At 73.4% G+C, this 22,295-nt stretch carries 25 protein-coding genes; 16 read left to right on the forward strand and 9 right to left on the reverse strand.

Going from position 1 to position 22,295, the window contains the following annotated elements; all coding sequences use genetic code 11:
- The first annotated feature begins 13 nt into the window (after window positions 1-13).
- Window positions 14-1,324, forward strand: coding sequence for an ATP-binding protein (locus tag IE98_RS0114010; RefSeq protein ID WP_052390528.1), 1,311 nt, complete (start codon window positions 14-16; stop codon window positions 1,322-1,324).
- A 28-nt stretch (window positions 1,325-1,352) separates the two neighbouring features.
- On the opposite strand, the gene IE98_RS0114015 is transcribed toward IE98_RS0114010, so the two are convergent.
- Window positions 1,353-1,793 (reverse strand): hypothetical protein, encoded by a 441-nt coding sequence (locus tag IE98_RS0114015; protein WP_030268733.1) that lies wholly within the window; start codon window positions 1,791-1,793, stop codon window positions 1,353-1,355.
- Window positions 1,794-1,993: 200 nt separating this feature from the next.
- Between IE98_RS0114015 and IE98_RS0114020 the strand changes: the two genes are divergently transcribed.
- Entirely contained in the window at window positions 1,994-3,799 is a 1,806-nt protein-coding gene (locus tag IE98_RS0114020) for a bifunctional metallophosphatase/5'-nucleotidase (RefSeq protein ID WP_030268735.1), read from the forward strand.
- 86 nt (window positions 3,800-3,885) lie between these two features.
- Here the strand turns inward: IE98_RS0114020 and IE98_RS0114025 are convergent, their stop codons facing one another.
- The 5 genes from IE98_RS0114025 to IE98_RS0114045 form a co-directional block, all read right to left on the reverse strand.
- The gene (locus IE98_RS0114025; protein ID WP_052390498.1) at window positions 3,886-5,331 is read right to left on the reverse strand and encodes a sensor histidine kinase; all 1,446 of its coding nucleotides are present in this window, start codon (window positions 5,329-5,331) and stop codon (window positions 3,886-3,888) included.
- A gap of 59 nt (window positions 5,332-5,390) precedes the next feature.
- Window positions 5,391-6,167: a response regulator transcription factor gene (locus tag IE98_RS0114030; RefSeq protein ID WP_030268738.1), complete on the reverse strand. Its 777-nt coding sequence runs from the start codon at window positions 6,165-6,167 to the stop codon at window positions 5,391-5,393.
- 92 nt (window positions 6,168-6,259) lie between these two features.
- The gene (locus IE98_RS42440) at window positions 6,260-7,438 is read right to left on the reverse strand and encodes a S1C family serine protease (RefSeq protein ID WP_043174143.1); all 1,179 of its coding nucleotides are present in this window, start codon (window positions 7,436-7,438) and stop codon (window positions 6,260-6,262) included.
- A gap of 89 nt (window positions 7,439-7,527) precedes the next feature.
- The gene (locus tag IE98_RS0114040; RefSeq protein WP_030268742.1) at window positions 7,528-8,580 is read right to left on the reverse strand and encodes a LacI family DNA-binding transcriptional regulator; all 1,053 of its coding nucleotides are present in this window, start codon (window positions 8,578-8,580) and stop codon (window positions 7,528-7,530) included.
- Between the two features lie 150 nt (window positions 8,581-8,730).
- Window positions 8,731-9,465, reverse strand: coding sequence for a response regulator transcription factor (locus tag IE98_RS0114045; protein ID WP_030268743.1), 735 nt, complete (start codon window positions 9,463-9,465; stop codon window positions 8,731-8,733).
- A 657-nt stretch (window positions 9,466-10,122) separates the two neighbouring features.
- Between IE98_RS0114045 and IE98_RS0114050 the strand changes: the two genes are divergently transcribed.
- The 6 genes from IE98_RS0114050 (at window position 10,123) to IE98_RS42445 (ending at window position 13,243) form a co-directional block, all read left to right on the forward strand.
- On the forward strand, window positions 10,123-10,434 hold the full coding sequence (locus IE98_RS0114050; RefSeq protein WP_052390499.1) for a MoaD/ThiS family protein: 312 nt from the start codon (window positions 10,123-10,125) through the stop codon (window positions 10,432-10,434).
- Window positions 10,435-10,523: 89 nt separating this feature from the next.
- Window positions 10,524-11,213 (forward strand): DUF2993 domain-containing protein, encoded by a 690-nt coding sequence (locus IE98_RS44565; protein ID WP_159400909.1) that lies wholly within the window; start codon window positions 10,524-10,526, stop codon window positions 11,211-11,213.
- Between the two features lie 237 nt (window positions 11,214-11,450).
- The gene (locus IE98_RS52565; RefSeq protein ID WP_350637490.1) at window positions 11,451-11,531 is read left to right on the forward strand and encodes a putative leader peptide; all 81 of its coding nucleotides are present in this window, start codon (window positions 11,451-11,453) and stop codon (window positions 11,529-11,531) included.
- Between the two features lie 213 nt (window positions 11,532-11,744).
- Window positions 11,745-12,581 (forward strand): sulfurtransferase, encoded by an 837-nt coding sequence (locus tag IE98_RS0114060; protein WP_030268748.1) that lies wholly within the window; start codon window positions 11,745-11,747, stop codon window positions 12,579-12,581.
- A gap of 36 nt (window positions 12,582-12,617) precedes the next feature.
- The gene (locus IE98_RS0114065) at window positions 12,618-12,908 is read left to right on the forward strand and encodes a DUF1416 domain-containing protein (protein WP_030268750.1); all 291 of its coding nucleotides are present in this window, start codon (window positions 12,618-12,620) and stop codon (window positions 12,906-12,908) included.
- 62 nt (window positions 12,909-12,970) lie between these two features.
- Complete coding sequence (locus tag IE98_RS42445; RefSeq protein WP_043174144.1) at window positions 12,971-13,243, forward strand: DUF3099 domain-containing protein; 273 nt, start codon at window positions 12,971-12,973, stop codon at window positions 13,241-13,243.
- On the opposite strand, the gene IE98_RS0114075 is transcribed toward IE98_RS42445, so the two are convergent.
- On the reverse strand, window positions 13,237-13,599 hold the full coding sequence (locus tag IE98_RS0114075; protein ID WP_030268753.1) for a DsrE family protein: 363 nt from the start codon (window positions 13,597-13,599) through the stop codon (window positions 13,237-13,239). The two genes, IE98_RS42445 and IE98_RS0114075, sit on opposite strands and share 7 nt — an antisense overlap.
- A gap of 279 nt (window positions 13,600-13,878) precedes the next feature.
- Between IE98_RS0114075 and IE98_RS0114085 the strand changes: the two genes are divergently transcribed.
- The 3 genes from IE98_RS0114085 (at window position 13,879) to IE98_RS0114095 (ending at window position 15,995) form a co-directional block, all read left to right on the forward strand.
- Window positions 13,879-14,463 carry an FABP family protein gene (locus tag IE98_RS0114085; RefSeq protein ID WP_030268755.1) on the forward strand — a complete coding sequence of 195 codons (585 nt, stop codon included), beginning with the start codon at window positions 13,879-13,881 and terminating at the stop codon, window positions 14,461-14,463.
- 97 nt (window positions 14,464-14,560) lie between these two features.
- Window positions 14,561-15,010 carry a Fur family transcriptional regulator gene (locus tag IE98_RS0114090; RefSeq protein ID WP_030268757.1) on the forward strand — a complete coding sequence of 150 codons (450 nt, stop codon included), beginning with the start codon at window positions 14,561-14,563 and terminating at the stop codon, window positions 15,008-15,010.
- A gap of 10 nt (window positions 15,011-15,020) precedes the next feature.
- Window positions 15,021-15,995, forward strand: coding sequence for a YgfZ/GcvT domain-containing protein (locus IE98_RS0114095; RefSeq protein WP_030268759.1), 975 nt, complete (start codon window positions 15,021-15,023; stop codon window positions 15,993-15,995).
- 27 nt (window positions 15,996-16,022) lie between these two features.
- On the opposite strand, the gene dtd is transcribed toward IE98_RS0114095, so the two are convergent.
- Window positions 16,023-16,454 carry a D-aminoacyl-tRNA deacylase gene (gene dtd, locus IE98_RS0114100; RefSeq protein WP_030268761.1) on the reverse strand — a complete coding sequence of 144 codons (432 nt, stop codon included), beginning with the start codon at window positions 16,452-16,454 and terminating at the stop codon, window positions 16,023-16,025.
- 338 nt (window positions 16,455-16,792) lie between these two features.
- On the opposite strand from dtd, the gene IE98_RS0114105 reads away from it, so the two are divergent.
- The 3 genes from IE98_RS0114105 (at window position 16,793) to IE98_RS0114115 (ending at window position 18,689) form a co-directional block, all read left to right on the forward strand.
- Window positions 16,793-17,302 (forward strand): hypothetical protein, encoded by a 510-nt coding sequence (locus tag IE98_RS0114105; RefSeq protein ID WP_030268763.1) that lies wholly within the window; start codon window positions 16,793-16,795, stop codon window positions 17,300-17,302.
- A gap of 56 nt (window positions 17,303-17,358) precedes the next feature.
- A complete protein-coding gene (locus IE98_RS0114110; RefSeq protein WP_030268764.1) occupies window positions 17,359-18,309 on the forward strand; it encodes an asparaginase in 951 nt (316 codons plus the stop codon).
- A 164-nt stretch (window positions 18,310-18,473) separates the two neighbouring features.
- A complete protein-coding gene (locus tag IE98_RS0114115; protein WP_030268766.1) occupies window positions 18,474-18,689 on the forward strand; it encodes a dodecin in 216 nt (71 codons plus the stop codon).
- Between the two features lie 101 nt (window positions 18,690-18,790).
- Here IE98_RS0114115 and IE98_RS0114120 read toward each other — a convergent pair whose 3' ends face one another.
- Window positions 18,791-19,282, reverse strand: a complete 492-nt coding sequence (locus IE98_RS0114120; protein ID WP_030268768.1) for an inorganic diphosphatase — start codon at window positions 19,280-19,282, stop codon at window positions 18,791-18,793.
- 74 nt (window positions 19,283-19,356) lie between these two features.
- On the opposite strand from IE98_RS0114120, the gene dacB reads away from it, so the two are divergent.
- Window positions 19,357-20,877 carry a D-alanyl-D-alanine carboxypeptidase/D-alanyl-D-alanine-endopeptidase gene (gene dacB / locus IE98_RS0114125; RefSeq protein ID WP_159400910.1) on the forward strand — a complete coding sequence of 507 codons (1,521 nt, stop codon included), beginning with the start codon at window positions 19,357-19,359 and terminating at the stop codon, window positions 20,875-20,877.
- Window positions 20,878-20,955: 78 nt separating this feature from the next.
- Window positions 20,956-22,122, forward strand: coding sequence for a zinc-dependent metalloprotease (locus IE98_RS0114130; protein ID WP_043174145.1), 1,167 nt, complete (start codon window positions 20,956-20,958; stop codon window positions 22,120-22,122).
- Window positions 22,123-22,295: the final 173 nt, after the last annotated feature.

Raw genomic sequence — 22,295 nt, forward strand, 5'->3', positions numbered from 1 at the left:
CTTCACCAGCCTGATGTTCGGCAAGGTGGAGACCACCCGTCTGCCCGTCCGCACCTCCACCGGCCAGGCGCAGGCGGTCTACCTGCCGACCGCCGCGCCGGGCCTGGGCGACTCGGGCGTCATCATCGGCCGCGAGGTGTACAGCGGCAAGGGCTACGTCTACGACCCGTTCCAGCTGTACGGCCAGCAGCTGCCGGCGCCGCACTGGCTGGTGCTCGGCGAGTCGGGCAACGGCAAGTCGGCACTGGAGAAGACGTACGTGCTGCGCCAGCTGCGGTTCCGCGACCGGCAGGTGGTGGTGCTGGACGCGCAGGGCGAGGACGGCGTCGGCGAGTGGAACCTGATCGCCAACGCGCTCGGCATAAAGTCCATCCGGCTCGACCCGATGGCGGCCCGGGACGGCGGGGTGAAGCTCAATCCGCTCGACCCGTCGATCACCACCACCGGCCAGCTGTCACTGCTGCGCACCATCATCGAGGTGGCGATGGGGCGCGGGCTGGAGGAGCGGGCCGGCTTCGCGCTGAAGGCCGCGCACGCCCACGTGCACGCCACGGTGAAGGACCGCCAGCCGGTGCTGGACGACATCATCGCCACCCTGCGCAACCCCGAGCTCTCCTCGGTGGAGTCGCTGGGGGTGGCCGTCGGCGACGTGCAGTCCTGGGGCCTGGACGTGGCGCTGGTGCTGGACCGGCTGGTCGACGGCGACCTGCGCGGCATGTTCGACGGCCCGACCACGGCCGGCATCGACCTGGACGCGCCGCTGATCGTCTTCGACCTGTCGCACATCGACCGGAACTCCATCGCGATGCCGATCCTGATGGCGATCGTCGGGGTCTGGCTGGAGCACACCTGGCTGCGGCCGGACCGGGTGAAGCGGATCTTCCTGGTCGAAGAGGCCTGGCACATCATCAACAGCCCGTTCGTGGCGCAGCTCTTCCAGCGCCTGCTGAAGTTCGGCCGCCGTCTCGGCCTGTCCTTCGTGGCGGTGGTCCACCACCTGTCGGACGTGGTGGACGGCGCGGCCGCGAAGGAGGCCTCCGCGATCCTGAAGATGGCCTCCACCCGCACGATCTACATGCAGAAGGCCGAGGAGGCGAGAGCCACCGGCCGGGTGCTGGGCCTGCCGCGCTGGGCGGTGGAGATCATCCCCACCCTGTCGCCCGGCATCGCGGTCTGGGACGTCAACGGCAACGTCCAGGTGGTCAAGCACATCATCACCGAGCCCGAGCGGCCGCTCGTCTACACGGACCGGGCGATGACCGAGGACGCCGTCGTGGAGCGCCAGCGGGCCGAGCAGCAGCTCGCCTCCGAACCGATGATCTGACCGCCCCGGCGGCGCAGGCCGCCGGGGCTCACCGGAGACCCTCGACCGCTCCGGCGGCCAGCACTCCGGTCGCCGCGGCGGCGGTCAGCAGCCAGGCCGCACCGGTCTGCCACGGCCCCCACGAGGACAGCAGCCCCGCGGCCAGGGCGTGCGCGCACCCGTACCCGGCCGCGAGCGTCGCCGCACCGCGCTCGCCCCGGGCGTACCGGGCCGAGGCGAGCAGGGCGAGGCCGGCCGGCAGCAGGAAGGTCAGGCCGCAGAACAGCGCGGGCCCCGTATCGATCATGCGGAGGAACTGCTCCTCGCCGTCCGGCCGACCCTTGGCGTCGAGGGGTGCGGAGAGGGGCTGCAGCACCAGCGCCGTGTAGGCCGCGGTGCCGAGGGCGGCGGTGACCCAGAGCACCGCGGAGGCGGTGAGCAGCCACCAGGCGGTCAGGCTCGCGGGGCGGGTGCGGGGTCGGTTCTCCATGGTGGCGACGCTACGGCCGCCGCCGCGGGCCCCGCCTGGGTACGGGTGCTCAACCCGCCTGCTCGACATGACGTCAGCTGGTGGAAACCCTCTCGTTACGTCAGAAGACCTGACAGCTACGCGCGTTGACCCTAGGCTTCACTGGTCATGCCACCATGGCCCCGGCCCCCGCCGGGCCCCAGACGGTACGGGGTACCCTCATGTCCACATCCGGTCAGACCGGCAGATACCGCCGCACGGCCCTCGCCGCGGCCGCGGCCGCGGGACTGCTCGGCACGCTGCTCGTGCCGAGCGTCGCCGAGGCCCACGGCCACCACAAGCCGAAGGTCGAGGACCTCCAGCTCCTCGCCATCAACGACTTCCACGGCAACCTGGAGCCCCCGGCCGGCTCCTCCGGCACCATCAAGGAGGTCGACCCCGCGACCGGCCAGGTGGTCTCCACCCCGGCCGGCGGCGTCGAGTACCTGGCCACTGCCCTGCGCGACGCCCGCAAGGGCCACCGCAACACCCTGACCGTCGCCGCCGGTGACATCGTCGGCGCGAGCCCGCTGCTGTCGGGCCTGTTCCACGACGAGCCGACCGTCGAGGCGATGAACAAGCTCGGCCTCGACGTCACCAGCGTGGGCAACCACGAGTTCGACGAGGGCTCCAAGGAACTGCTGCGCCTGCAGGACGGCGGCTGCCACCCGACCGACGGCTGCTACACCAAGGGCCGCAAGTTCAAGGGTGCCGACTTCCAGTACCTGGCGGCCAACGTCACCAACGAGAAGACCGGCCGCCCGCTCCTCGACCCGTACTGGATCGCCGACGTGCACGGCGAGAAGGTCGGTTTCATCGGCGTCACCCTGGAGGGCACGCCGAACATCGTCACCGCCGCCGGCGTCAAGGGCCTCAAGTTCGGCGACGAGGTCGAGACGATCAACAAGTACACGGCGGTGCTGAAGCGCAAGGGCGTGAACGCGATCGTCGCCCTGATCCACGAGGGCGGCTACCCGGCCTCCACCACGTACAACTACGACTGCGGCGCGGGCGGCGCCGGCGTCTCCGGCCCGATCGTCGACATCGCGAAGAACATCGACCCCGCGGTCGGCGCGATCGTCACCGGCCACACCCACAACGCGTACGCCTGCGCCATCCCGGACAGGAACGGCGTGCCGCGCTCGGTCACCAGCGCCGCCTCCTTCGGCCGCCTCTACACCGAGATCAACCTGCAGATCGACAAGCGCACGGGCGCCATCGTCCGTCCGTCGGTCACCGCCGCCAACCACGTGGTGCGCCGCACCGTGGCCAAGGCGCCGGACATGACCAAGCTGATCGACACCTACAACAAGCTGGCCGCCCCGATCGCCAACCGCCCGATCGGCTACATCTCGGCCGACATCAACGGCCGCGGCTCCGCCGACCTGGAGAAGCCGCTCGGCGACGTCATCGCCGACGCCCAGCTGGCCGGCACGGCACCCGCCGACAAGGGCGGCGCCCAGATCGCCTTCATGAACCCCGGCGGCATCCGCTCGGACCTGGTCTACAAGGCCTCCGCGGCCGAGGGCGACGGCGTGGTGACCTACGGCGAGGCGTTCACCGTCCAGCCGTTCACCAACATGATGCAGGTCAAGACGCTCACCGGCGCCAAGGTCGTCGAGCTGCTGCAGCAGCAGGTCAGCGGCCTGAACGACGCCGCGCCGAAGATCCTGCAGGTCTCCAAGGGCCTCACCTACACCCTGGACATGACCAAGACCGGCGCCGCCCGCGTGGTCGTCCCCTCGATCAAGCTCAACGGCACCGCGATCGACCCGGCCGCGTCCTACCGGGTCGCCGCGAACGAGTTCCTGGCCGGCGGCGGTGACGGCTTCCCGGCCTTCACCGCGGGCACCGACACCCTGGTCGGCCCGTCCGACCTGGACCTGTTCAGCGCCTACCTGGGCGCCAACAGCTCGGCCGCCAAGCCGCTGGCCCCGCCGGCCCGCGACCGGATCGCCCTGGTCGGCGACGGCACCGACAAGGACTGACGCAGGACGGCACGAGCCGCGGAGGGCGGGGCACCTGAGGGGGTGTCCCGCCCTCCGCCCGTTGCCTCCCGCCCACGGGGCGGGGACTACTCCGGCCGGCTCGGCTGCCCCGGCAGCTGCAGGGTCGCCAGTGCCCCCGGCCCGCCGTCCGAGGCGGGGCCGAGCGTGACCTCTCCCCCGGTGTCCCGGACGGTCTGCGCCACGATCGACAGCCCCAGGCCCGAACCGGGCAGCTGCCGCGAGGAGGGCGAGCGCCAGAACCGGTCGAAGACGTACGGCAGCTCGTCCTGCGGGATGCCCGGCCCGTGGTCCCGGACGGTCAGCCGGCCGCCGGCCAGCGAGACGTCCACGGTGCCGCCCGGCGGGCTGTACTTCACCGCGTTGTCCAGCAGGTTGATCACCGCCCGCTCCAGCGCCGCCGCGTCCCCGTGCACGTACCAGGGACGCACCGCCACCTCGAAGACCAGCCCCGGGCCGCGCAGCCGCGCCCGCTCGACCGCCCGCCCGGCGATCTCGTGCAGGGCGACCACGGAAAGGTTCTGACCGGGCTTCGGGGAGTCCGGCCGGGACAGCTGCAGCAGGTCGCCGATCAGCACGGTGAGCTCCTGCATCTGCGCCTTCATGTTGCCCAGCAGCTTGGTGCGGGTGGCCGGCGGCAGCGGCCGCCCGGTGTCGTCGCTGCGGATCAGCAGGTCGACGTTGGTGCGCAGCGAGGTGAGCGGGGTGCGCAGCTCGTGCCCGGCGTCGGCGATCAGCCGGGTCTGCCGCTCACGGGAGTTGAGCAGCGCGGTGGACATCGAGTTGAACGAGGCCGACAGCCGCGCGATCTCGTCGCTCCCGTTGACGGGGATGGTCGTCCCGACCTCCTCCGTGCGGGCGATGTGCTCCACCGCGTCCGTCAGCTGGTCCACCGGCTTGAGCGCCGACCGTGCCACGATCCGGCCGATGAACCCCGCACCGACCACACCGACCGCGGCGACCCCCGCGAGGAGCAGGGCGAGGCCTTGCAGGGAGTCCTGGACGGCGGTGACGTCCTGCGCGGTCAGCATGATCGCCGGTTCCTGGGACGGTACGAGGTAGACCTTCGTCACCCGCACCACAGCGGCATTGCCGCCGACGAAGGCGCCGTCCCGGTAGTGCGCCGTGTTGTCCGGCTCGTTCAGGATCGACCTGTCGCCCGGGTCGGTCTGGATGGCCTTGGTGGCGCCGAGCGGCAGGCAGGCCAGGCCGGCGGCGGTCACCAGTTGGTTGTCCCAGCGGTTCGGTCCGCCGTGCTCCGGTCCGCCCCGGTTGGGGTGGGTGGCGGCGAAGACCGCGTTGGCGGCCTGCGACTTGGTCAGCGCCTGCTGCGGCGTGCTGCCGCAGTTCGGGAGGGTGTCGCCGGCCAGCTGCCCGTTCGCGATGGTCCGGAAGTCGTACGGCGCCCCGGCGAGGTTGATGCGGACCTGGTGGTACAGCTGATTCCTGACGAAGAACCAGCACGCCAGTGCCGACAGCGCGATCGCCACGGCGACCGCGGCGGCGGTGAGCATGGCCAGCCTGCTCCGCAGCGAACGGCCGCGGAACCACCCCGTGAGCCGGCCCGCCGCCTTCACGCCGCCGCGCCGCTGGCGGGCCGCAGCGCGTAGCCGACGCCGCGCACGGTCTGGATGAGCCGGGGCATGCCGCCGTGCTCGGTCTTGCGCCGCAGGTACATGACGTAGACGTCGAGCGAGTTGGACGACGGTTCGAAGTCGAAGCCCCAGACGGCCTTGAGGATCTGTTCGCGGGTCAGCACCTGCCGCGGGTGCGAGAGGAACATCTCCAGCAGCATGAACTCCGTCCGGGTGAGCTCGATCGGCTTGCCGCCGCGGGTGACCTCGCGGGTGGCGGTGTTCATCCGCAGGTCGGCGAAGGCGAGCACCTCGCCGTCGTCCTCGGCGGCGGCCGCGCGGGCGGCGGCCTCGCTGGCGAGGGCGCTGCGGCGGAGCAGGGCGCGGACCCGGGCGAGCAGTTCGTCGAGCTCGAAGGGCTTGGCGAGGTAGTCGTCGGCGCCGACGTCGAGGCCGGTGACGCGGTCGCCGACGGCGTCGCGGGCGGTGAGCATCAGCACGGGTGCCGTGTCGCCGCGCGAGCGCATCCGGCGGACGGCGGTGAGGCCGTCCATGCGGGGCATCATGATGTCGAGCAGCACCAGGTCGGGCCGGTCGCGTTCGACGGCCTCCAGGGCCTCGAAGCCGTCGGTGGCGGTGGTGACCTCGTAGCCCTCGAAGGCGAGACTGCTCTCCAGGGCGTCCCGCAGGGCGGGCTCGTCGTCGACCACGAGGAGCCGCGCGGGGCCGGAGCCGGCGGTCTCGGCAGGGGTGCGGTCGTCGGCGGGGGGAGTCATGGGCTGTGGCCCTTTCTGGCTCTCGTGGGGGCGGTGCTGCGGGGGTGCTGCCATTGTCCTGCGGGAGGCGCCCGGGTGCGGGAGGTGTGCCGTCACAGGTTCCGGCCGGACTGCATGTCCGACAGCACCTGCTTGACGGTGTCGATCGGGATCGCGAAGCCGAGGCCGACGCTGCCGGCGCTGCTGGAGTCGGCGGTGGAGTTGGAGCCGCTCGCCGAGTACATGGCCGAGTTGATGCCGATGACCTGGCCGTTGGCGTTGATCAGCGGGCCGCCGGAGTTGCCGGGGTTGAGCGCGGCGTCGGTCTGCAGCGCCTTGTACGTGGCGGAATCACCGGTGCTGCCGGAGCCGTCGGAGCCGGAGCCGCCCTGGTAGCCGGGCAGCTGCGGGAAGCCGAAGCCGCCGTTGCCGCGGGTGGTGCCCTCGTCGACCTGGACGGTGACCTGGCGGTTCTCGGCGCTGATGATGCCGGAGGTGACGGTGCCGGTGAGGCCCTCGGGGTTGCCGATGGCGACCACCGGGTCGCCGACCCGCAGGGCAGAGGAGTCGCCGAGGACGGCGGGGGTGAGCCCGCTGACGCCGGAGGCGGTGATCACGGCGACGTCCAGGGACTTGTCGGTGCCGGTGACGGTGGCCTCGGCGGTGCTGCCGTCCTTGAAGGCGACGGTCATCCGCCCGCCGTCCACCGCGCCCGCTATGACGTGGTAGTTGGTGAGGATCTGGCCCTTGGCGGTGAGCACGATGCCGGTGCCGGTGGCGGTGCCGCTGCCGTCCTGCACGGTGATCTGGACGACGCTGGGGGAGACCGCGCCGGCGATGGCGGTGACGTCTGCGGTGCCGTCGGACTTGGCGGCGACCGGGCTGACCACCGTGCTGGTGGCCGCGGCCGTGGTCTCGCCGGCCTTGGTGACCACGCCGCCGGCGACCCCGCCGAGGACGGCGGCCACCGCGGCGACGGCCGCGGCCAGGGCGAGCCGGCCGTGCAGGAAGCTCCGCCGGGCGTGGCCGCCCGAGCCGGCCGCCGCGGCGTCGCCGGGGCCCTCGGGCGGTACGGGCGGCTCGGGCGGGTCCGCGAAGGCGGCGGTGTACGGCGGCGGGAGCTGCCCGCCGCCGGCGGCGTGTCCGGCGGGTTCGGCCGCGGGCGCCGGGTGGGCGTCGGCCAGATGCGCGGTCGGCTCGTGGGCCGGCCGGGCGGGGGGCGCGGCGGGCCACACCAGGTGGCCGTCGGCGGTGCGGTACGGGTCCTCGCTGCTGCGGTACGGGTCGCTCATGAGGACCACGCTCCGCCCGACGGATGAAGGCTTGATGAGAACGCGCTCAGAACGCTCCGAGAAGCCCGTCAGGTTCTCATAAAGCCTGGTCAGGCCACGGGGGCGGGTTCCTGGCCGGTGCAGCCGCAGGAACGCCGCACGACCAGGCGCGATTCGAATTTGCGCACCCGCTCGGTGTCCGAGCCCGGCACCATCAGCGAGTCGTCGAGCACCAGGTCGACCGCGGCGCGGGCCATCGCGTCGCGGTCGGAGGCGACGGTGGTGAGCGGCGGGTCGGCGAGGGCGGCCTCGGGCACGTCGTCGAAGCCGGCGACGGCGAGGTCCTCCGGCACCTTCAGGCCCACCTCGCGGGCGGCGCGCAGGACGCCGATCGCCTGGTCGTCGGTGGAGCAGAAGATCGCCGGCGGCCGGTCGGGGGAGCGCAGCAGCTCCAGCGCGACCTCGTAGGCGCCGTAGCGGTGGAACGGCGCGTCGACCAGGTGCGGCTCGGTCGGCAGTCCGTGCGCGGTCATGGCGCGCTGCCAGCCCTCGACGTGGTCGATGACCGGGTCGCCGGGCGCGGGGGACTCGACGGGGCCGCCGAAGCAGACCACGTACGGGTGGCCGTGCACCTCCAGCAGGTGGCGGACGGCGAGCTCGGAGCCGCCGACGTCGTCGGTGACCACGGCGACGTCGTCGATCGCCTCGGGCCGGCGGTGCAGCAGGACGACCTTGGCGCCCTCCATCGCGGCGAACTCCTCGGCGGCCCGCTGCGAGGGGCCCTGGCTGACCAGGATCAGGCCGGCGACCCGCATGCCGAGGAAGGCCCGCACGTAGTGGACCTCGCGGTCGTCCACGTAGTCGGAGTTGCCGATCAGCACGAGCTTGCCGCGCTCGGAGGCGGCGCGTTCCACCGCGTGCGCCATCTCGGCGAAGAAGGGCTGCCGGGCGTCCGGGACGACCATCCCGATCAGGTTGGTGCGGCGCGAGGCCATCGCCTGGGCGACGCTGTTCGGCCGGTAGCCGAGCTGCTCGATCGCCGCGAGGACCTTCTCGCGGGTCGCCGGGGCGACCGGGCGGGGTCCGTTGTTGATCACGTAGCTGACGACCGCGGTCGAGGTCCCAGCCAGTCGGGCTACATCGTCGCGCGTCACCTTGGCCACGGAGGGAGTCTACGCGGGTGGCAGGTGGACGGTAGGAGGAGTCTCACGTACCGGAGGGTCACGAGGAGGCCGCGGACGGGCACACTCCGTACCAATCGGGACAAAGCCGGGCGCGGCGGCCGGAGGCGTGCTGCCGGCCGCCGCGCGGGCTCAGACCTCCTGGACGGCGGCGGCGCGCTTCTCGGCGCCGGACCGGTCGCCGCCCTTCTCCGCCTTCTCCGGGACGACGAACCGGTAGCCGACGTTGCGGACGGTGCCGATCAGCTGCTCGTGCTCGACGCCGAGCTTGGCCCGCAGCCGCCGGACGTGGACGTCGACCGTGCGGGTGCCGCCGAAGTAGTCGTAGCCCCAGACCTCCTGCAGCAGCTGGGCCCGGGTGAAGACCCGGCCGGGGTGCTGCGCGAGGTACTTGAGGAGCTCGAACTCCTTGAAGGTGAGGTCCAGCACCCGGCCCTTGAGCTTGGCCGAGTAGGTGGCCTCGTCGACCGACAGGTCGCCGTTGCGGATCTCCATCGGGGAGTCGTCGGTGGTGACCTGGAGCCGGCCCGTGGCGAGCCGGATCCGCGCCTCCACCTCGGCCGGCCCGGCTGTGTCGAGCAGCACGTCGTCGATGCCCCACTCGGCCGTCACGGCGGCCAGGCCGCCCTCGGTGACGATCAGCACCAGCGGGCAGCCGATGCCGGTGGACCGCAGCAGCTGGCACAGGCTGCGGATCTGCGGCAGGTCGCGCCGTCCGTCGACCAGGATCACGTCGGCGCTCGGGGTGTCGACCAGGGCCGATCCCTCGGCCGGGGCGACCCGGACGTTGTGCAGGAGCAGGCCCAGTGCGGGCAGCACCTCGGCGGACGGCTGGAGGGCGTTGGTCAGCAGGAGGAGAGAACTCATACCCGGTAGTCCCCTTTCCGGGTCGTCGCGGTCGCGCTGCGCCTGCGGCGGGGGCCGGGCGGCGCGGCGGCGGTGAAGGTGGAGGAGGCGCTCGCAGGGCGTCCGGGGGGAGCTCCGGTGGGTTCGCCGGTGCGCACGGCACAGCGGTGCGGACGGCAGGAGTCCCGCGACCCCTGGCGTACCGTTCCTGCCCTGCCCATCCGCGAACCTTCCGGTCTGCTCCCACGCCGGGTGAGGCCCGGCGCCGGTCCTGACGCCCCGTCGGGCCGCGGGCACTCCGTCGTGCCGTTGTCCTCGGGGTGTTCCCGCCTCCGGCGCGGGTGGGGCGCCGTTCGCAAGAACGTCCGTACTGGCGTCCTGAAAGCACAAAAGGACCCGGGGGCGACTCTGCCCGGATCCCTCACGCATCGAGAATAGCCGACCACGCCCCGCTCCGGGAGGGGCGCGCGGGGAGTGCTGGATCACGCGGTGTGCGCCCCGGCCCTTGCGGAGGCCGGCCGTCCGCCCGTCCGAGCTGCGGCGTTGACGTCCGGGAGGCCGCCCGGGCCATCATGGGGGCAGCACCGGCCGCACCGTACGTGTACACCTTGGCGTGGGCGGGCCGGCGGACGGAGCCGGGCCGCTGCACCGGGCGAGGGACGACGAGGAGGGCTTGCCATGGGCACCACCGCCGCTGCTTCACCCCGGGGAGTGGACCCGGCCGCCGCACGGGTGACCGGGACGATCCGCTACTGGGCCGCCGCCAAGGCGGCGGCCGGCACCGCCGAGGAGCCCTACGAGGCCGCCACGCTCGCCGAGGCGCTGGCCGCGGTGCACGAGCGGCACGCCGACCGGCCGCGGCTGCTCCAGGTGCTCGGGCACTGCTCGTTCCTGGTCGACGGCGAGCAGGTCGGTACCCGGGACCGGGCCGCCGTGGCGCTCACCGAGGGCGGCACCGTCGAGGTGCTGCCCCCGTTCGCCGGCGGCTGAGCCCGCACCGCCCAGGAACCGCAAGGGTCGGCCGATCGTCGTAGCACTCCGAACGGCACGGCGACACGGAGCGACCACCGGGAGACATGATGCGCGGCTGGCTGAAGGCGACGATCGGCCTGGCGGCCCTGGCCGGGCTGCTGGCCGGCGCGGACCGGGTGGCCGTCGGCGTCGCCGAGGACGAGGCCGCCGACCGGCTCGCCGGCAGCGGGCGGATGGCCCAGCGGCCGACCGTGCACATCGACGGCTTCCCGTTCCTCACCCAGGCCCTCGCCAAGGAGTTCGACGACGTCCGGCTCTCCGGCGAGGGCATGACGGTCGGCAACGGCAGCCAGCAGGTCGCGCTGCGCTCCTTCAGCGCCCGGCTGTCCGGCGTGTCGGTCGGCGACGGCTACCGCAGCGCCACCGTCCGGCACGGCAGCGGCACCGGGCTGATCAGCTACGCCGACGCGGCCCGGCTCGCGGCGCCCCAGTCGGGGGTGCCCGGCGCCGACCGCCTGGAGCTGTCCTACGGCGGTCCCGGCAAGGTCAAGGCCTCGCTGATGGGCGTGTCCGTGGGCCAGGGCGACGTGCACAGCTCGGGCAACACCATCACCGCGGACGGCTTCAGGCTCACCGGCATGGCGTCGGTGCTGAACGGAGCGCTCGGCGGGAAACTGGGCGCGCGCAGCTTCACCCTCACCGAGCTGCCGGCCGGCCTGAACCTCTCCGGCGCGGTGCCTGAGCCGGACGGCCTCCGGCTCACCTTCCAGGGCGAGAACGTCAGCCTGATCGGCTGACCGCCCGGCGCCCGCCGCGGCGTCGCACCGTCACCCCCTCCCGTCCCGCACTGCGAGACGGGCTGTCCAGCAATGCCGTTCGCACCGCTGCCCCGGCCGCCGTTCCGGGCGCGCCGGGGCGACGTTCGCGCTGGCCGCGGCGGCGGTAAATCGGCAAATCCCAGTATTCGGGCCATCTGGTCTCATTATTCGACACACTGATGACAGCGGGCCTGCGGTGTCCCTAGCATCGTCGACATGAAGCGACAGGCGGATCTCACGAAGCGGCGGGCGGTAGACCTGTGCCGCGTGTCCACCTGCCTGTGTCGAATGCGCTGACCGGGCAGCTCTGACCAGCCCGTCAGGCCCCGCCCGCCCCGCATGCCGGCCCCCGTGCGGCCCGCTCCCGGACCGCCGGCCCCCGGCACCTCTGACGAACCGCCCGCCAGGCCCATGACCTGCGGTGTCCGAACTGTGGACACCCGGTCGGAACCCGGACTGCGGGCACCCACAGCAGCCTTCCGCAAACCGCCCCCGGATGGAGACATCACCATGAGCCGCAGCGACGTCCTGGTCGACGCCGACTGGGTCCAGGCCCGCCTGGACGACCCGAAGGTCGTCATCGTCGAGGTCGACGAGGACACCTCCGCCTACGAGAAGAACCACATCCGCAACGCCGTCCGCATCGACTGGAAGACCGACCTCCAGGACCCGGTGCGCCGCGACTTCATCGACCAGGCCGGCTTCGAGGCGCTGCTCAGCGCCAAGGGCATCGCCAACGACCAGACCGTGGTGCTCTACGGCGGCAACAACAACTGGTTCGCCTCGTACGCCTACTGGTACTTCAAGCTGTACGGCCACGGCGACGTCCGCCTGCTGGACGGCGGCCGCAAGAAGTGGGAGCTCGACTCCCGCGAGCTCGTCGTCGAGGTGCCGGCGCGCGCCGCCACCGACTACAAGGCGAAGGCCGTCGACGGCTCGATCCGCGCCTTCCGCGACGACGTGGTCAACGCGATCGGCAACCTCAACCTGGTCGACGTGCGCTCGCCCGACGAGTTCTCCGGCAAGCTGCTCGCCCCGGCCCACCTCCCGCAGGAGCAGTCGCAGCGTCCGGGCCACGTCCCGAGCGCCAAGAACATCCCGTGGGCCAAGAACGCCAACGACGACGGCACCTTCAAGAGCGACGACGAGCTGCGCGCGCTCTACCAGGAGGAGGGCGTGGACCTGGCCAAGGACACCATCGCCTACTGCCGCATCGGCGAGCGCTCCGCGCTCACCTGGTTCGTGCTGCACGAGCTGCTCGACCAGCCGAACGTGAAGAACTACGACGGCTCCTGGACCGAGTACGGCAGCCTCGTCGGCGTGCCGATCGAGCTCGGCAGCAACTGAGCCCCCGGCTCGAACCGTAGGAAGGGAAGACAAGACATGTGCGGTGCGAAGGCCGGCGGCCCGGACCTGGCAGGAGTTGACGTGGCGAGCGAGACGATCATCCAGGGTTCGGTGACCCGCGACGGCGAGCCGGTCAACGGCTACGTGCGGCTGCTCGACGAGGGCGGCGAGTTCACCGCCGAGGTGCCCACCTCGGCGACCGGACAGTTCCGCTTCTTCGCCCGTCCGGGCACCTGGACGCTGCGTGCGCTGGTGCCGGGCGCGACCGTCGACCGCCAGGTCGTGGCCGCCCAGGGCGAGTTCACCGAGGTCGCGATCGCGGTCTGACCGCCGACGACCCGTGCCGTGGCCCCCTGCCGTGCAGGGGGCCACGGCCATACCCTGGAGGTGTGCAGGCACACCGGCGGCACGTCCGCTACTTCGTCATGATGGGGGTCTGCCTCGGCACGTTCGTCCTGGCCTGGGGCGTCGTGCGGATCTGGTCGGTGCCCGTCGCGGTCGGGATGTGCGTGTTCGCCATGGTCATCCCGCCGCTCGCCGCGGTCTTCGCCAACAAGCGCGACCCGGACGACGACTGGTGGAACGACCCGCGCTGGGACGACCCCCGGTGGGACCGGCCCGGCCACGACCGGGACCGGCCCGACCACGAGCCGCGTCAGTAGACGAGCGCCTGCACCCCGTCCGCCATGATCTCGCTCAGGAAGACCTGGGCGCCCGCGATCCGGACACCCCCGACGGTGTCCTCCTCGCCGATGCCCCGGCGCGCCGCGCACTGGGTGCACAGCGTGACCGTGCCGGCTGCGAGCACCGACTCCAGCAGGTCCGGCAGCGGCGCGGCGTGCGGGAGTTCGAACTCGGCCGCCCGGCCGGGCAGCGCGAACCAGGACGACTCCCCGGTCAGCCAGAGCGACACCTCGACCCCACTGGCGACCGCGACCGCCGCCACCGTGAAGGCCTGCGAGCAGCGCTCCGGCGCGTCCGCCCCGGCCGTGACCTTGATGACCAGCTTCTTCGACATGCCGCCCAGACTATCGACGGCGTGGCGGGGCTCACCGAGACCGGCCGGAGGGCGGCCGATAGACTCGCGACGTCATTCGTCTATCTGTCCGCCCGCCCGCAATGGAGCGCCTCGTGTCCGGTCTGGAAATCTTCTTCGACAGCCTGCTCGCGCTGATGGCCGTCCTGATCACCTGGTTCGCCATCTTCTCGGTGATGAAGCTCTACCAGGGCCAGCGCTGACGCTGCCCGACTGCCGTAACGTGTGGAGTCAGCAGACTCCGACGACAGCAGCAGGAAAATGATCGAGATCCCTTCCGACCTCCACCGTGACGTCGTCCCGCTGGCCTTCCTCCTCGGTACGTGGGAGGGCGCCGGCGTTTACGACTTCCCGGGCACCGAGAAGTGCAACTTCGGCCAGGAGGTCGTCTTCCGGCACGACGGCCGGCCGTTCCTCGAGTTCCGTTCCCGCACCTGGGTCCTGGACGAACAGGGCGAGAAGGTCCGTCCGCTGGAGAACGAGCACTCCTTCTGGCGGATCACCAGCAACCAGCAGGGCACGTCCGGTGAGCGCGAGATCGAGGTCTCGTCCGTCCGCGACGACGGCACGGTCGAGATCTGGTACGGCAAGCTGCACGACGGCAAGCCGCAGATCGACCTCGCCACCGACGCGGTCGCCCGCATCGAGGGCGCCCCGGCCTACACCGGCGGCAAGCGCCTGTACGGCATGGTCAAGGAGGAACTCCTCTGGGTCGGCGAGAAGGCCGCCCCCGAGGTCCCGCTGCGGCCGTACATGTCCGCGCAGCTCAAGAAGGTGCTCAGCCCGGCCAGGCTGATCCAGGACATCAACGACCTGCCGGACGACGGCATCGCGTTCTTCCGCTGACCGGCCGGCCGGTCCCGCGGGGCCGCACGACGTAGGGACCGACCCCGGGGTCGGTCCCTACACTTGTCCCATCACCTCCAACGGGCAGGGACCTACCGTGGCGAACACCGAAACCCCCACCGACTGGAAGAGCGACCTGCGGCAGCGCGGCTACCGGCTGACCCCGCAGCGCCAGCTCGTCCTGGAGGCGGTCGACGTGCTGGACCACGCCACCCCGGACGAGATCCTCGGCCACGTCCGCAAGACCGCCAGCGGGGTCAACATCTCCACCGTCTACCGGACGCTGGAACTGCTGGAGGAACTCGGCCTGGTCTCGCACGCGCACCTCGGCCACGGCGCCCCGACCTACCACCTGGCCGGCCGCCACACCCACCTGCACCTGGTCTGCCGGGACTGCGACAAGGTCACCGAGACCGACACCGCGATCGCCGCCCCGCTGATCGAGAGCCTGCGCACCGAGCACGGCTTCGACACCGACCTCAAGCACTTCGCGATCTTCGGCCGCTGCGCCGACTGCACCGAGAAGCGCGGCGCCGCGCAGTCGTAAGCTGGCCGGTATGACCGGAACCAAGAGCCCGCTGCTCGCCCTGCCCGGAGCCGTCCCCGCCGAGGGACCGGACGAGGGCGTCGCCGCCCACTACGGCGACTTCTTCCGGGAGCAGCGCGAGCTCGCGGCCGGCCGCGGCTTCGTCGACCTGTCGCACCGCGGGGTGGTCACCGTCAGCGGCGCCGACCGGCTCTCCTGGCTGCACCTGCTGCTCACCCAGCACGTCAGCGCGCTGCCCCCGCAGCAGGCGACGGACGCCCTGATCCTCTCCCCGAACGGGCACGTCGAGCACGCCCTCTACCTGGTCGACGACGGCGAGACCACCTGGGCGCACGTCGAGCCGGGCACCGCGCCCGCGCTGCTCGCCTACCTGGAGAGCATGAAGTTCTTCTACCGGGTCGAGGTCGCCGACGCGACCGCCGAGCTCGCCGTGGTGCACCTGCCGGCCGGCTCCGCCGCGTCCGCGGAGGGTGCCGCGGCCGTCCGGGAACTCCCCTACGGGCGCGAGCTGTTCGTGCCGCGGTCCGAGCTGGAGAAGCTGACGGCCGGTTACGGACCGGCGGCCGGCGTCTGGGCGTACGAGGCGCTGCGGATCGAGGACCACCGGCCGCGGCTCGGCTTCGAGACCGACCACCGGACCATCCCGCACGAGGTCGACTGGCTGGCCACCGCCGTCCACCTCCAGAAGGGCTGCTACCGCGGCCAGGAGACGGTCGCCCGGGTGCACAACCTCGGCCGCCCGCCGCGCCGGCTGGTCTTCCTGCACCTCGACGGCACCGAGGAGAAGCTGCCGCCGCACGGCACCCAGGTCCGGCTCGCCTCGGACGGCGAGGACGGCCGGGCGCTCGGCTTCGTGACCTCCTCGGCCCGGCACTGGGAGCTCGGGCCGATCGCCATGGCCCTGGTCAAGCGGAACGTCCCGGTCGACGCCGTGCTGCTCGCCGACGGCGTGCCGGGGACCCAGGACGTGATCGTCCCGCAGTAGCGGCGCCGCCGCCCCGGCGGGCGGGGCTCAGACCTCCAGCAGCACGGTGAACGGCCCGTCGTTCACCAGCGACACCTTCATGTCCGCGCCGAACCGCCCGGTCTCCACCTTGGCGCCCAGCGCCCGCAGCTCGGCCACCACCGCGTCCACCAGGGGCTCGGCGACCGGGCCGGGCGCTGCGGCGTTCCAGGTGGGCCGACGGCCCTTCCGGGCGTCGCCGTACAGCGTGAACTGACTGATCACCAGCAGCGGTGCGCCCAGCTCCTCGCAGGAGAGCTCGGGGGAGCCGGGGAAGAGCCGCAGCGTCCACAGCTTGCGGGCCAGCTGGGCCGCCTTCGCCGGGGTGTCCTCGTGGGTCGCGCCGACCAGCACGCACAGCCCGGGCCCCTCGATCGCGCCGACGCACTCGCCGTCGACCCGGACGGCCGCCTCCGACACCCGCTGCACCACTGCTCGCATGCCGCCATTCTGCCGGAGGCGCGCGGCGCCTCGGCGTGCGCCGGGTGGCGTGCGCGTGCGCCGAGGTCGGCGCAGGTCAGCGCGCAGCCGCCAATTGTCGTACCAGCCATGGCGGTTCGCCAGGGGGGCCGTTCGGGTGCCGGGCGGTGCGCGGCCGCCCGCCGGGGTGGCACGCTGTCCGACGTCCGCCCGCGCACGGCCGTCGAGCCGACCCGGCTCCGGGGTGCCGCTAGCCCGAGCGGGTGGCACCGGCGCCCGCCGGGAACTCCCGGGGGCCGGCGGTCGTGTTCGGGTACGGGCCGCACGGCCCGGGACGCAGGGACAACGGCAGGTGGTGGATGGACGCGAGCGACATCGGCGGGCTGGGCATGGACCAGCTACGGACGCTCCGGCGCGACGCACAGGAGCAGGAGGCCGACCTCTCGTACCTCCGCCGCCTGCTGCAGGGCCGGATGGACATCCTGCGGGCCGAGCTCGCCCGCCGCCGGGTGCCGCACGACCTCGCCCCGCCCGCCCCCGCCGACCTGCTCGACCGGCTGCCGGCGATCCTGGCCGACCTGCCCTCCCCCGTCCGCCGCCCGGCCCGGCACGTCACGCTCGGCCCGCCGCGCGGCGCGGAGTACCGGCGGGAGGCCGACACCTTGATGGGCGACGTCCGGCTCGCCGACCTCGCGGCGCACCCCACCTCGGGCCTGCTGTCCGCCGTCGAGCGGCTCGCCCGGCACGAGCGCGAGGTCTCCGGCCGGCGCCAGGTGCTGCAGCGGACGGCGGACGACTGCAGTGCGGAAATCACCCGCAGGTACCGTGAAGGGGAAGCACGGGTCGACGACCTGCTCACGGGGGGCTGAGGAGCGGGCGGCGACCGGGCCACCCTCACCCAGTGCACTCGCCGTCAGGAGTCTCCATGCCCCAGTCCGCCCTGCCCGCCCTCGCCGAGGTCATACGCTCCGGCTTCGTCGAGGGCCGCCACCGCGGCTCCCTGGTGATGCTCGCCGCCGACGGCTCGGTCGAGTACGCGCTCGGCGCACCCGAGGCGCCGGTCTTCCCGCGCTCCACCGCCAAGCCCTTCCAGGCGGTCGCCACCCTGCGGGCCGGCCTCGCCCTGGAGGGCACGGCGCTCGCCCTCGCCGCCTCCAGCCACTCCGCGGAGGAGTTCCACCGCGACGCCGTCCGCGCCGTCCTCGCCGCCGCCGGCCTCACCGAGGAGGCCCTGCGCACCCCGGCCGACCTCCCGCTCGACCGGGTCGAGGCCGAGCAGCTGCTGCGCTCCGGCGGCAGCGCCGCACCGATCATGATGGACTGCTCCGGCAAGCACGCCGGCTGGCTGGCCGCCAGCGTCGCCAACGGCTGGGACACCGCCGCGTACCTGGACGCCGCCCACCCGATCCAGCTGCTGGCCCGCGAGGCCCTGGAGGAGGCCACCGGCGAGCCCGCCGCGCACGTCGGCACCGACGGCTGCGGCGCCCCGCTGCTCGCCGTCTCGCTGACCGGCCTGGCCCGCGGCTACCGCTCCCTGGTGCTCGCCGACCCCGGCACCCCGCAGCGCCGCGTCGCCGACGCGATGCGCGCCCACCCCGAGTACGTGGCCGGCACCCGCCGCGCCGACACCTGGCTGATGCGGGCGGTGCCCGGCACGCTCTCCAAGATGGGCGCCGAGGCCGTCCAGGTGGTCGCGCTGGCCGACGGCCGGGCGCTCGCCTTCAAGATCGACGACGGTGCCGAGCGGGCCCGCGGGCCGGTGCTCGCCGCGGCGCTGCGCCGCCTCGGCGTCGAGCACGAGGTGCTGGACCGGATCGGCGCCGAGCCGCTGCACGGCGGCGGCGCGGTGGTCGGCGAGGTCCGCGCCGCGTTCTGACCCGCCGCGCGGCGCACGCGGCCCCCGGCGTCCCCCGGCGTCCCCCGGGCGGCCGCCCCCGCGGCCCGCGGACGGCGGCTCGGCGCGCGGGCCGGGACGTCCTGCGGCACGGTGGACGAGGGCCCGCACACCGTCCCTCGTCACCCACCGCTGGGAGATGCGCCATGACCGACCACGTCTACCGAGTCACCGAGATCGTCGGCTCCTCCGCCGAGGGCATCGACCAGGCGATCCGCAACGGCATCGACCGGGCCTCCCGGACGCTGCGGAACCTCGACTGGTTCGAGGTGACCCAGGTCCGCGGACACCTCGTGGACGGCCGGATCGAGCACTACCAGGTCGGACTGAAGGTCGGCTTCCGGCTGGACGACGGGGACTGACGAACGCCGCGGACGCCGGCCGCGGACGCACGAGGGCCGGGGCGAGCGCGATGCTCGCCCCGGCCCTCGCGTCACCCCGGAGAACCGGGGGGAGGGACGGCTCAGTGGCCGCCCTGCTCCTCCAGGCGCTTGATCGAAGCGGTGATCTCGGCCTCCGCCTCGGTGCGGCCCACCCAGTTGGCGCCCTCGACCGACTTGCCGGGCTCCAGGTCCTTGTAGACCTCGAAGAAGTGCTGGATCTCCAGGCGGTCGAACTCCGAGACGTGGTGGATGTCCCGCAGGTGCTCCCAGCGCGGGTCGGTCGCCGGGACGCAGAGCAGCTTGTCGTCGCCGCCGGCCTCGTCGGTCATGTGGAACATGCCGATGGCGCGGCACTTGATCAGGCAGCCCGGGAAGGTCGGCTCGTCCAGGATGACCAGCGCGTCCAGCGGGTCGCCGTCCTCGCCGAGCGTGCCCTCGACGTAGCCGTAGTCGGCCGGGTAGCGGGTCGAGGTGAAGAGCATGCGGTCGAGGCGCAGACGACCGGTCTCGTGGTCGACCTCGTACTTGTTGCGCGAGCCCTTCGGGATCTCGATCAGGACGTCGAACTCCAAGGTTCCTCCAAGGTAGAAACTGACAGAATCCAGTGTCTCGCACGGCAGGGAGTGCTCGGGAAAGGGGCCGGTCGGTGAACGCGCGTGCACGGGTGTGGAGGGGGCGCCGGGCCGTCGCCGCCGGAGCCGTCGCGACGGTGCTCGCGGTCGCCGGACCGCTCGCCGTCCCCGCAGCCGCGGCCGGACCGGGGCCCGCCACCGGCCGGCCGGACCGGCACCGCCCGGGCGACGCCGCCGACGGCGCCCGCCGCCGCGCGGCCGACGTCGACGACAGGTCCGACAGGAGGAACGACTCCGGGCCGGACAAGGGCACGGTCCGCCGGCACCGCAGCGCCCCGGTGAAGGGCCCGGTGCTCGCCGCCGCCGCGGACGCCGGCGTGCCCACCGGCGACGGCATGCAGCGCTCCCTCGACCAAGCCCTGCACGACGGTGCCCTCGGCACCCTGGCCTTCGCGGTCGCCGACGCCACCACCGGCAGGCTGCTGTACGGATCCGGCGAGAACACCCCTGCCACCCCGGCCTCCACCACCAAGCTCGCCACGGCCGTCGCCGCGCTCGCCCTCGTCCCGCCGACCACCCGGATCGCCACCACCGTCGTCCGCAGCGCGACCCCCGGCACCATCACCCTCGTCGGCGGCGGCGACCCGACCCTCACCGCGCTCCCCGCCGACCAGGTCCGGATCGGCGGCCAGCCGGTGGACGCCGACACCGCCCCCGCCTCGCTCGCCGACCTCGCCGCCCGCACCGCGGCCGCGCTGAAGGCCGCCGGCACCACCACCGTCAGGCTCGGCTACGACACCTCGCTCTACACCGGCCCGCTGCTCCACCCGGAGCACGACGCCACCAACATCGCCGCCGTCACCCCGCTGATGGTCGACGAGGGCCGCATCGACCCGAAGTCCCCCGACGAGGCCCCCGCCCGGGTCTTCGACCCCGCCGGGCAGGCCGCCGCGGCCTTCGCCGACCGGCTGCGCGCCGAGGGCGTCGCCGTCGACGGCACCCCCGCGCAGACCACCGCACCGGCCGGTGCCGCCGCGATCGCCGAGGTCCGGTCGCCGACCGTCCCGCGGCTCGTCGAGCGGCTGCTCACCACCTCCGACAACACCCTCGCCGAGGCCGTCGCCCGGCAGGCCGCGCTCGCCGCCGGGAAGCCGGCGAGCTTCGAGGGCGGCGCCGCCGCCACCCTCCAGGCGCTGGCGAAGCTGGGCGTCCCGACGGCCGGCACGGTGCTCAACGACGGCAGCGGCCTCAGCAGGAAGAACCTGATACCGCCGATCACCCTCACCGAACTGCTCGCCCGGGCCGCCGCCCCCGACCACCCGGAACTGCGTCCGGTGCTGACCGGCCTGCCGGTCGCCGGGTTCACCGGCACCCTGGTCAACCGCTTCGGCGCCCGCTCGGGCGCCGCCGGGGCGGCCGGCATCGTCCGGGCCAAGACCGGCACCCTCTCCGGCGTGGTCACCCTGGCCGGCACCGTCGTCGACGCCGACGGACGGGTGCTGGTCTTCGCCCTGATGAGCCGGACGACCGGGGGCGACGCCCGCGCCGCGGTGGACCGGATCGTCGCCGCGATCGCGGCCTGCGGCTGCCGCTGACCCGCCCGCCGCGGCACCCCGGCAGCGGGCACGGCAGGTTCCCTCCCTCCACCGCCCCGGAGCACGTACGGTGAGGGCATGACGAGCGCGAGCGGCGGAGCAGGAATGGTCGACTGGAACCTCGCGGTCGCGACCGCCACCCGGCTGGCCAGGCCCGGCCCGGAGGTGACCCGCGAGGAGGCCGTCAAGGTCGTCGCCGAGCTGCGCCGGCACGCCCTGGAGGCCGAGGAGCACGTGCGCGGCTACACCGGGCTCCGGCCCGCCCGGCTGGCCGACGCCGAGGCCACCCCGGTGCTGGTGGTCGACCGGCCCGGCTGGGTGCGCGCCAACGTCGCGGGCTTCCGCACCATCGTCCAGCCGCTGGTGGACCGCCTCCAGGCCCGCCGCGGCGACGGCACCGGCGCCCAGGTCTTCGGCAGCATCGGCGAGAAGGCCACCGGCATCGAGGTCGGCGCCCTGCTGGCCTTCCTGTCCACCAAGGTGCTCGGCCAGTACGAGACCTTCGCACCCGCCGAGCCGCCGTCCGCGCCGGACAGCCCCGCCGGGCTGTTCGACAAGCCGCGCCGCGGCCCCGAGCCGCCCGGGCCGGGCCGGCTGCTGCTGGTCGCGCCGAACATCGTCCAGGTCGAGCGGGAGCTGGACGTGGACCCGCACGACTTCCGGCTCTGGGTCTGCCTGCACGAGGAGACCCACCGCACCCAGTTCAGCGCCGTCCCGTGGCTGCGCGACCACATCCAGTCCGAGGTGCAGTCCTTCCTGGCGCAGACCGACATCGACCCCGGCGCGCTGCTGGAGCGGGCCCGCGAGGTCGTCGCGGACGGCATCCCCGGCCTCGGCGGGCGCGGCGACGGCTCAGGCCCGCAGACCCTGCTGGAGGCCGTCCAGTCGCCCGGCCAGCGCGAGGTGCTCGGCCGGCTGACGGCCGTCATGTCGCTGCTGGAGGGCCACGCCGACGTGGTCATGGACGGCGTCGGCCCCGCGGTGGTGCCGAGCGTCGCCGAGATCCGGGAGAAGTTCCAGCGCCGCCGCGACCGCGGCGCGAGCCGGCTCGACCTGGTGCTGCGCCGACTGCTCGGGATGGACGCCAAGCTGCGCCAGTACCAGGACGGCGCGGTCTTCGTCCGCGGCGTGGTCGACCGGGTCGGCATGGCCGGCCTCAACCGGGTCTGGACGTCCCCGAACACCCTGCCGACCAAGGAGGAGCTCCACGACCCGGCCGCCTGGGTCGCCCGGGTGGCCCGCTGAGTCGTCCGCGCGCGACCGCACACCTGCCCAACCCCGGGCCGACGGCGGCCGAATGAACGTTTTTCCATTCACCCGTACGTGGGACCGTTGACCCGGCGCTGGCGTGCACAGCCTGGCAGCGGGCCGCTTTCTGCGACCATCTGTGAGCGCCCGGTGACCGTGAGCGTGCGAGG

It is taken from the genome of Streptomyces sp. NRRL B-24484, from assembly GCF_000717715.1.
GTDB lineage: Bacteria > Actinomycetota > Actinomycetes > Streptomycetales > Streptomycetaceae > Kitasatospora.

Coding starts and splice junctions, on each gene's coding strand:
- IE98_RS0114010 (WP_052390528.1), top strand. CDS start 14: ATGTTCGGCAAGGTGGAGACCACCCGTCTGCCCGTCCGCACCTCCACC.
- IE98_RS0114015 (WP_030268733.1), bottom strand. CDS start 1,793: ATGGAGAACCGACCCCGCACCCGCCCCGCGAGCCTGACCGCCTGGTGG.
- IE98_RS0114020 (WP_030268735.1), top strand. CDS start 1,994: ATGTCCACATCCGGTCAGACCGGCAGATACCGCCGCACGGCCCTCGCC.
- IE98_RS0114025 (WP_052390498.1), bottom strand. CDS start 5,331: ATGCTCACCGCCGCCGCGGTCGCCGTGGCGATCGCGCTGTCGGCACTG.
- IE98_RS0114030 (WP_030268738.1), bottom strand. CDS start 6,167: ATGACTCCCCCCGCCGACGACCGCACCCCTGCCGAGACCGCCGGCTCC.
- IE98_RS42440 (WP_043174143.1), bottom strand. CDS start 7,438: ATGAGCGACCCGTACCGCAGCAGCGAGGACCCGTACCGCACCGCCGAC.
- IE98_RS0114045 (WP_030268743.1), bottom strand. CDS start 9,465: ATGAGTTCTCTCCTCCTGCTGACCAACGCCCTCCAGCCGTCCGCCGAG.
- IE98_RS0114050 (WP_052390499.1), top strand. CDS start 10,123: ATGGGCACCACCGCCGCTGCTTCACCCCGGGGAGTGGACCCGGCCGCC.
- IE98_RS44565 (WP_159400909.1), top strand. CDS start 10,524: ATGCGCGGCTGGCTGAAGGCGACGATCGGCCTGGCGGCCCTGGCCGGG.
- IE98_RS52565 (WP_350637490.1), top strand. CDS start 11,451: ATGAAGCGACAGGCGGATCTCACGAAGCGGCGGGCGGTAGACCTGTGC.
- IE98_RS0114060 (WP_030268748.1), top strand. CDS start 11,745: ATGAGCCGCAGCGACGTCCTGGTCGACGCCGACTGGGTCCAGGCCCGC.
- IE98_RS0114065 (WP_030268750.1), top strand. CDS start 12,618: ATGTGCGGTGCGAAGGCCGGCGGCCCGGACCTGGCAGGAGTTGACGTG.
- IE98_RS0114075 (WP_030268753.1), bottom strand. CDS start 13,599: ATGTCGAAGAAGCTGGTCATCAAGGTCACGGCCGGGGCGGACGCGCCG.
- IE98_RS0114085 (WP_030268755.1), top strand. CDS start 13,879: ATGATCGAGATCCCTTCCGACCTCCACCGTGACGTCGTCCCGCTGGCC.
- IE98_RS0114095 (WP_030268759.1), top strand. CDS start 15,021: ATGACCGGAACCAAGAGCCCGCTGCTCGCCCTGCCCGGAGCCGTCCCC.
- dtd (WP_030268761.1), bottom strand. CDS start 16,454: ATGCGAGCAGTGGTGCAGCGGGTGTCGGAGGCGGCCGTCCGGGTCGAC.
- IE98_RS0114105 (WP_030268763.1), top strand. CDS start 16,793: ATGGACGCGAGCGACATCGGCGGGCTGGGCATGGACCAGCTACGGACG.
- IE98_RS0114110 (WP_030268764.1), top strand. CDS start 17,359: ATGCCCCAGTCCGCCCTGCCCGCCCTCGCCGAGGTCATACGCTCCGGC.
- IE98_RS0114115 (WP_030268766.1), top strand. CDS start 18,474: ATGACCGACCACGTCTACCGAGTCACCGAGATCGTCGGCTCCTCCGCC.
- IE98_RS0114130 (WP_043174145.1), top strand. CDS start 20,956: ATGACGAGCGCGAGCGGCGGAGCAGGAATGGTCGACTGGAACCTCGCG.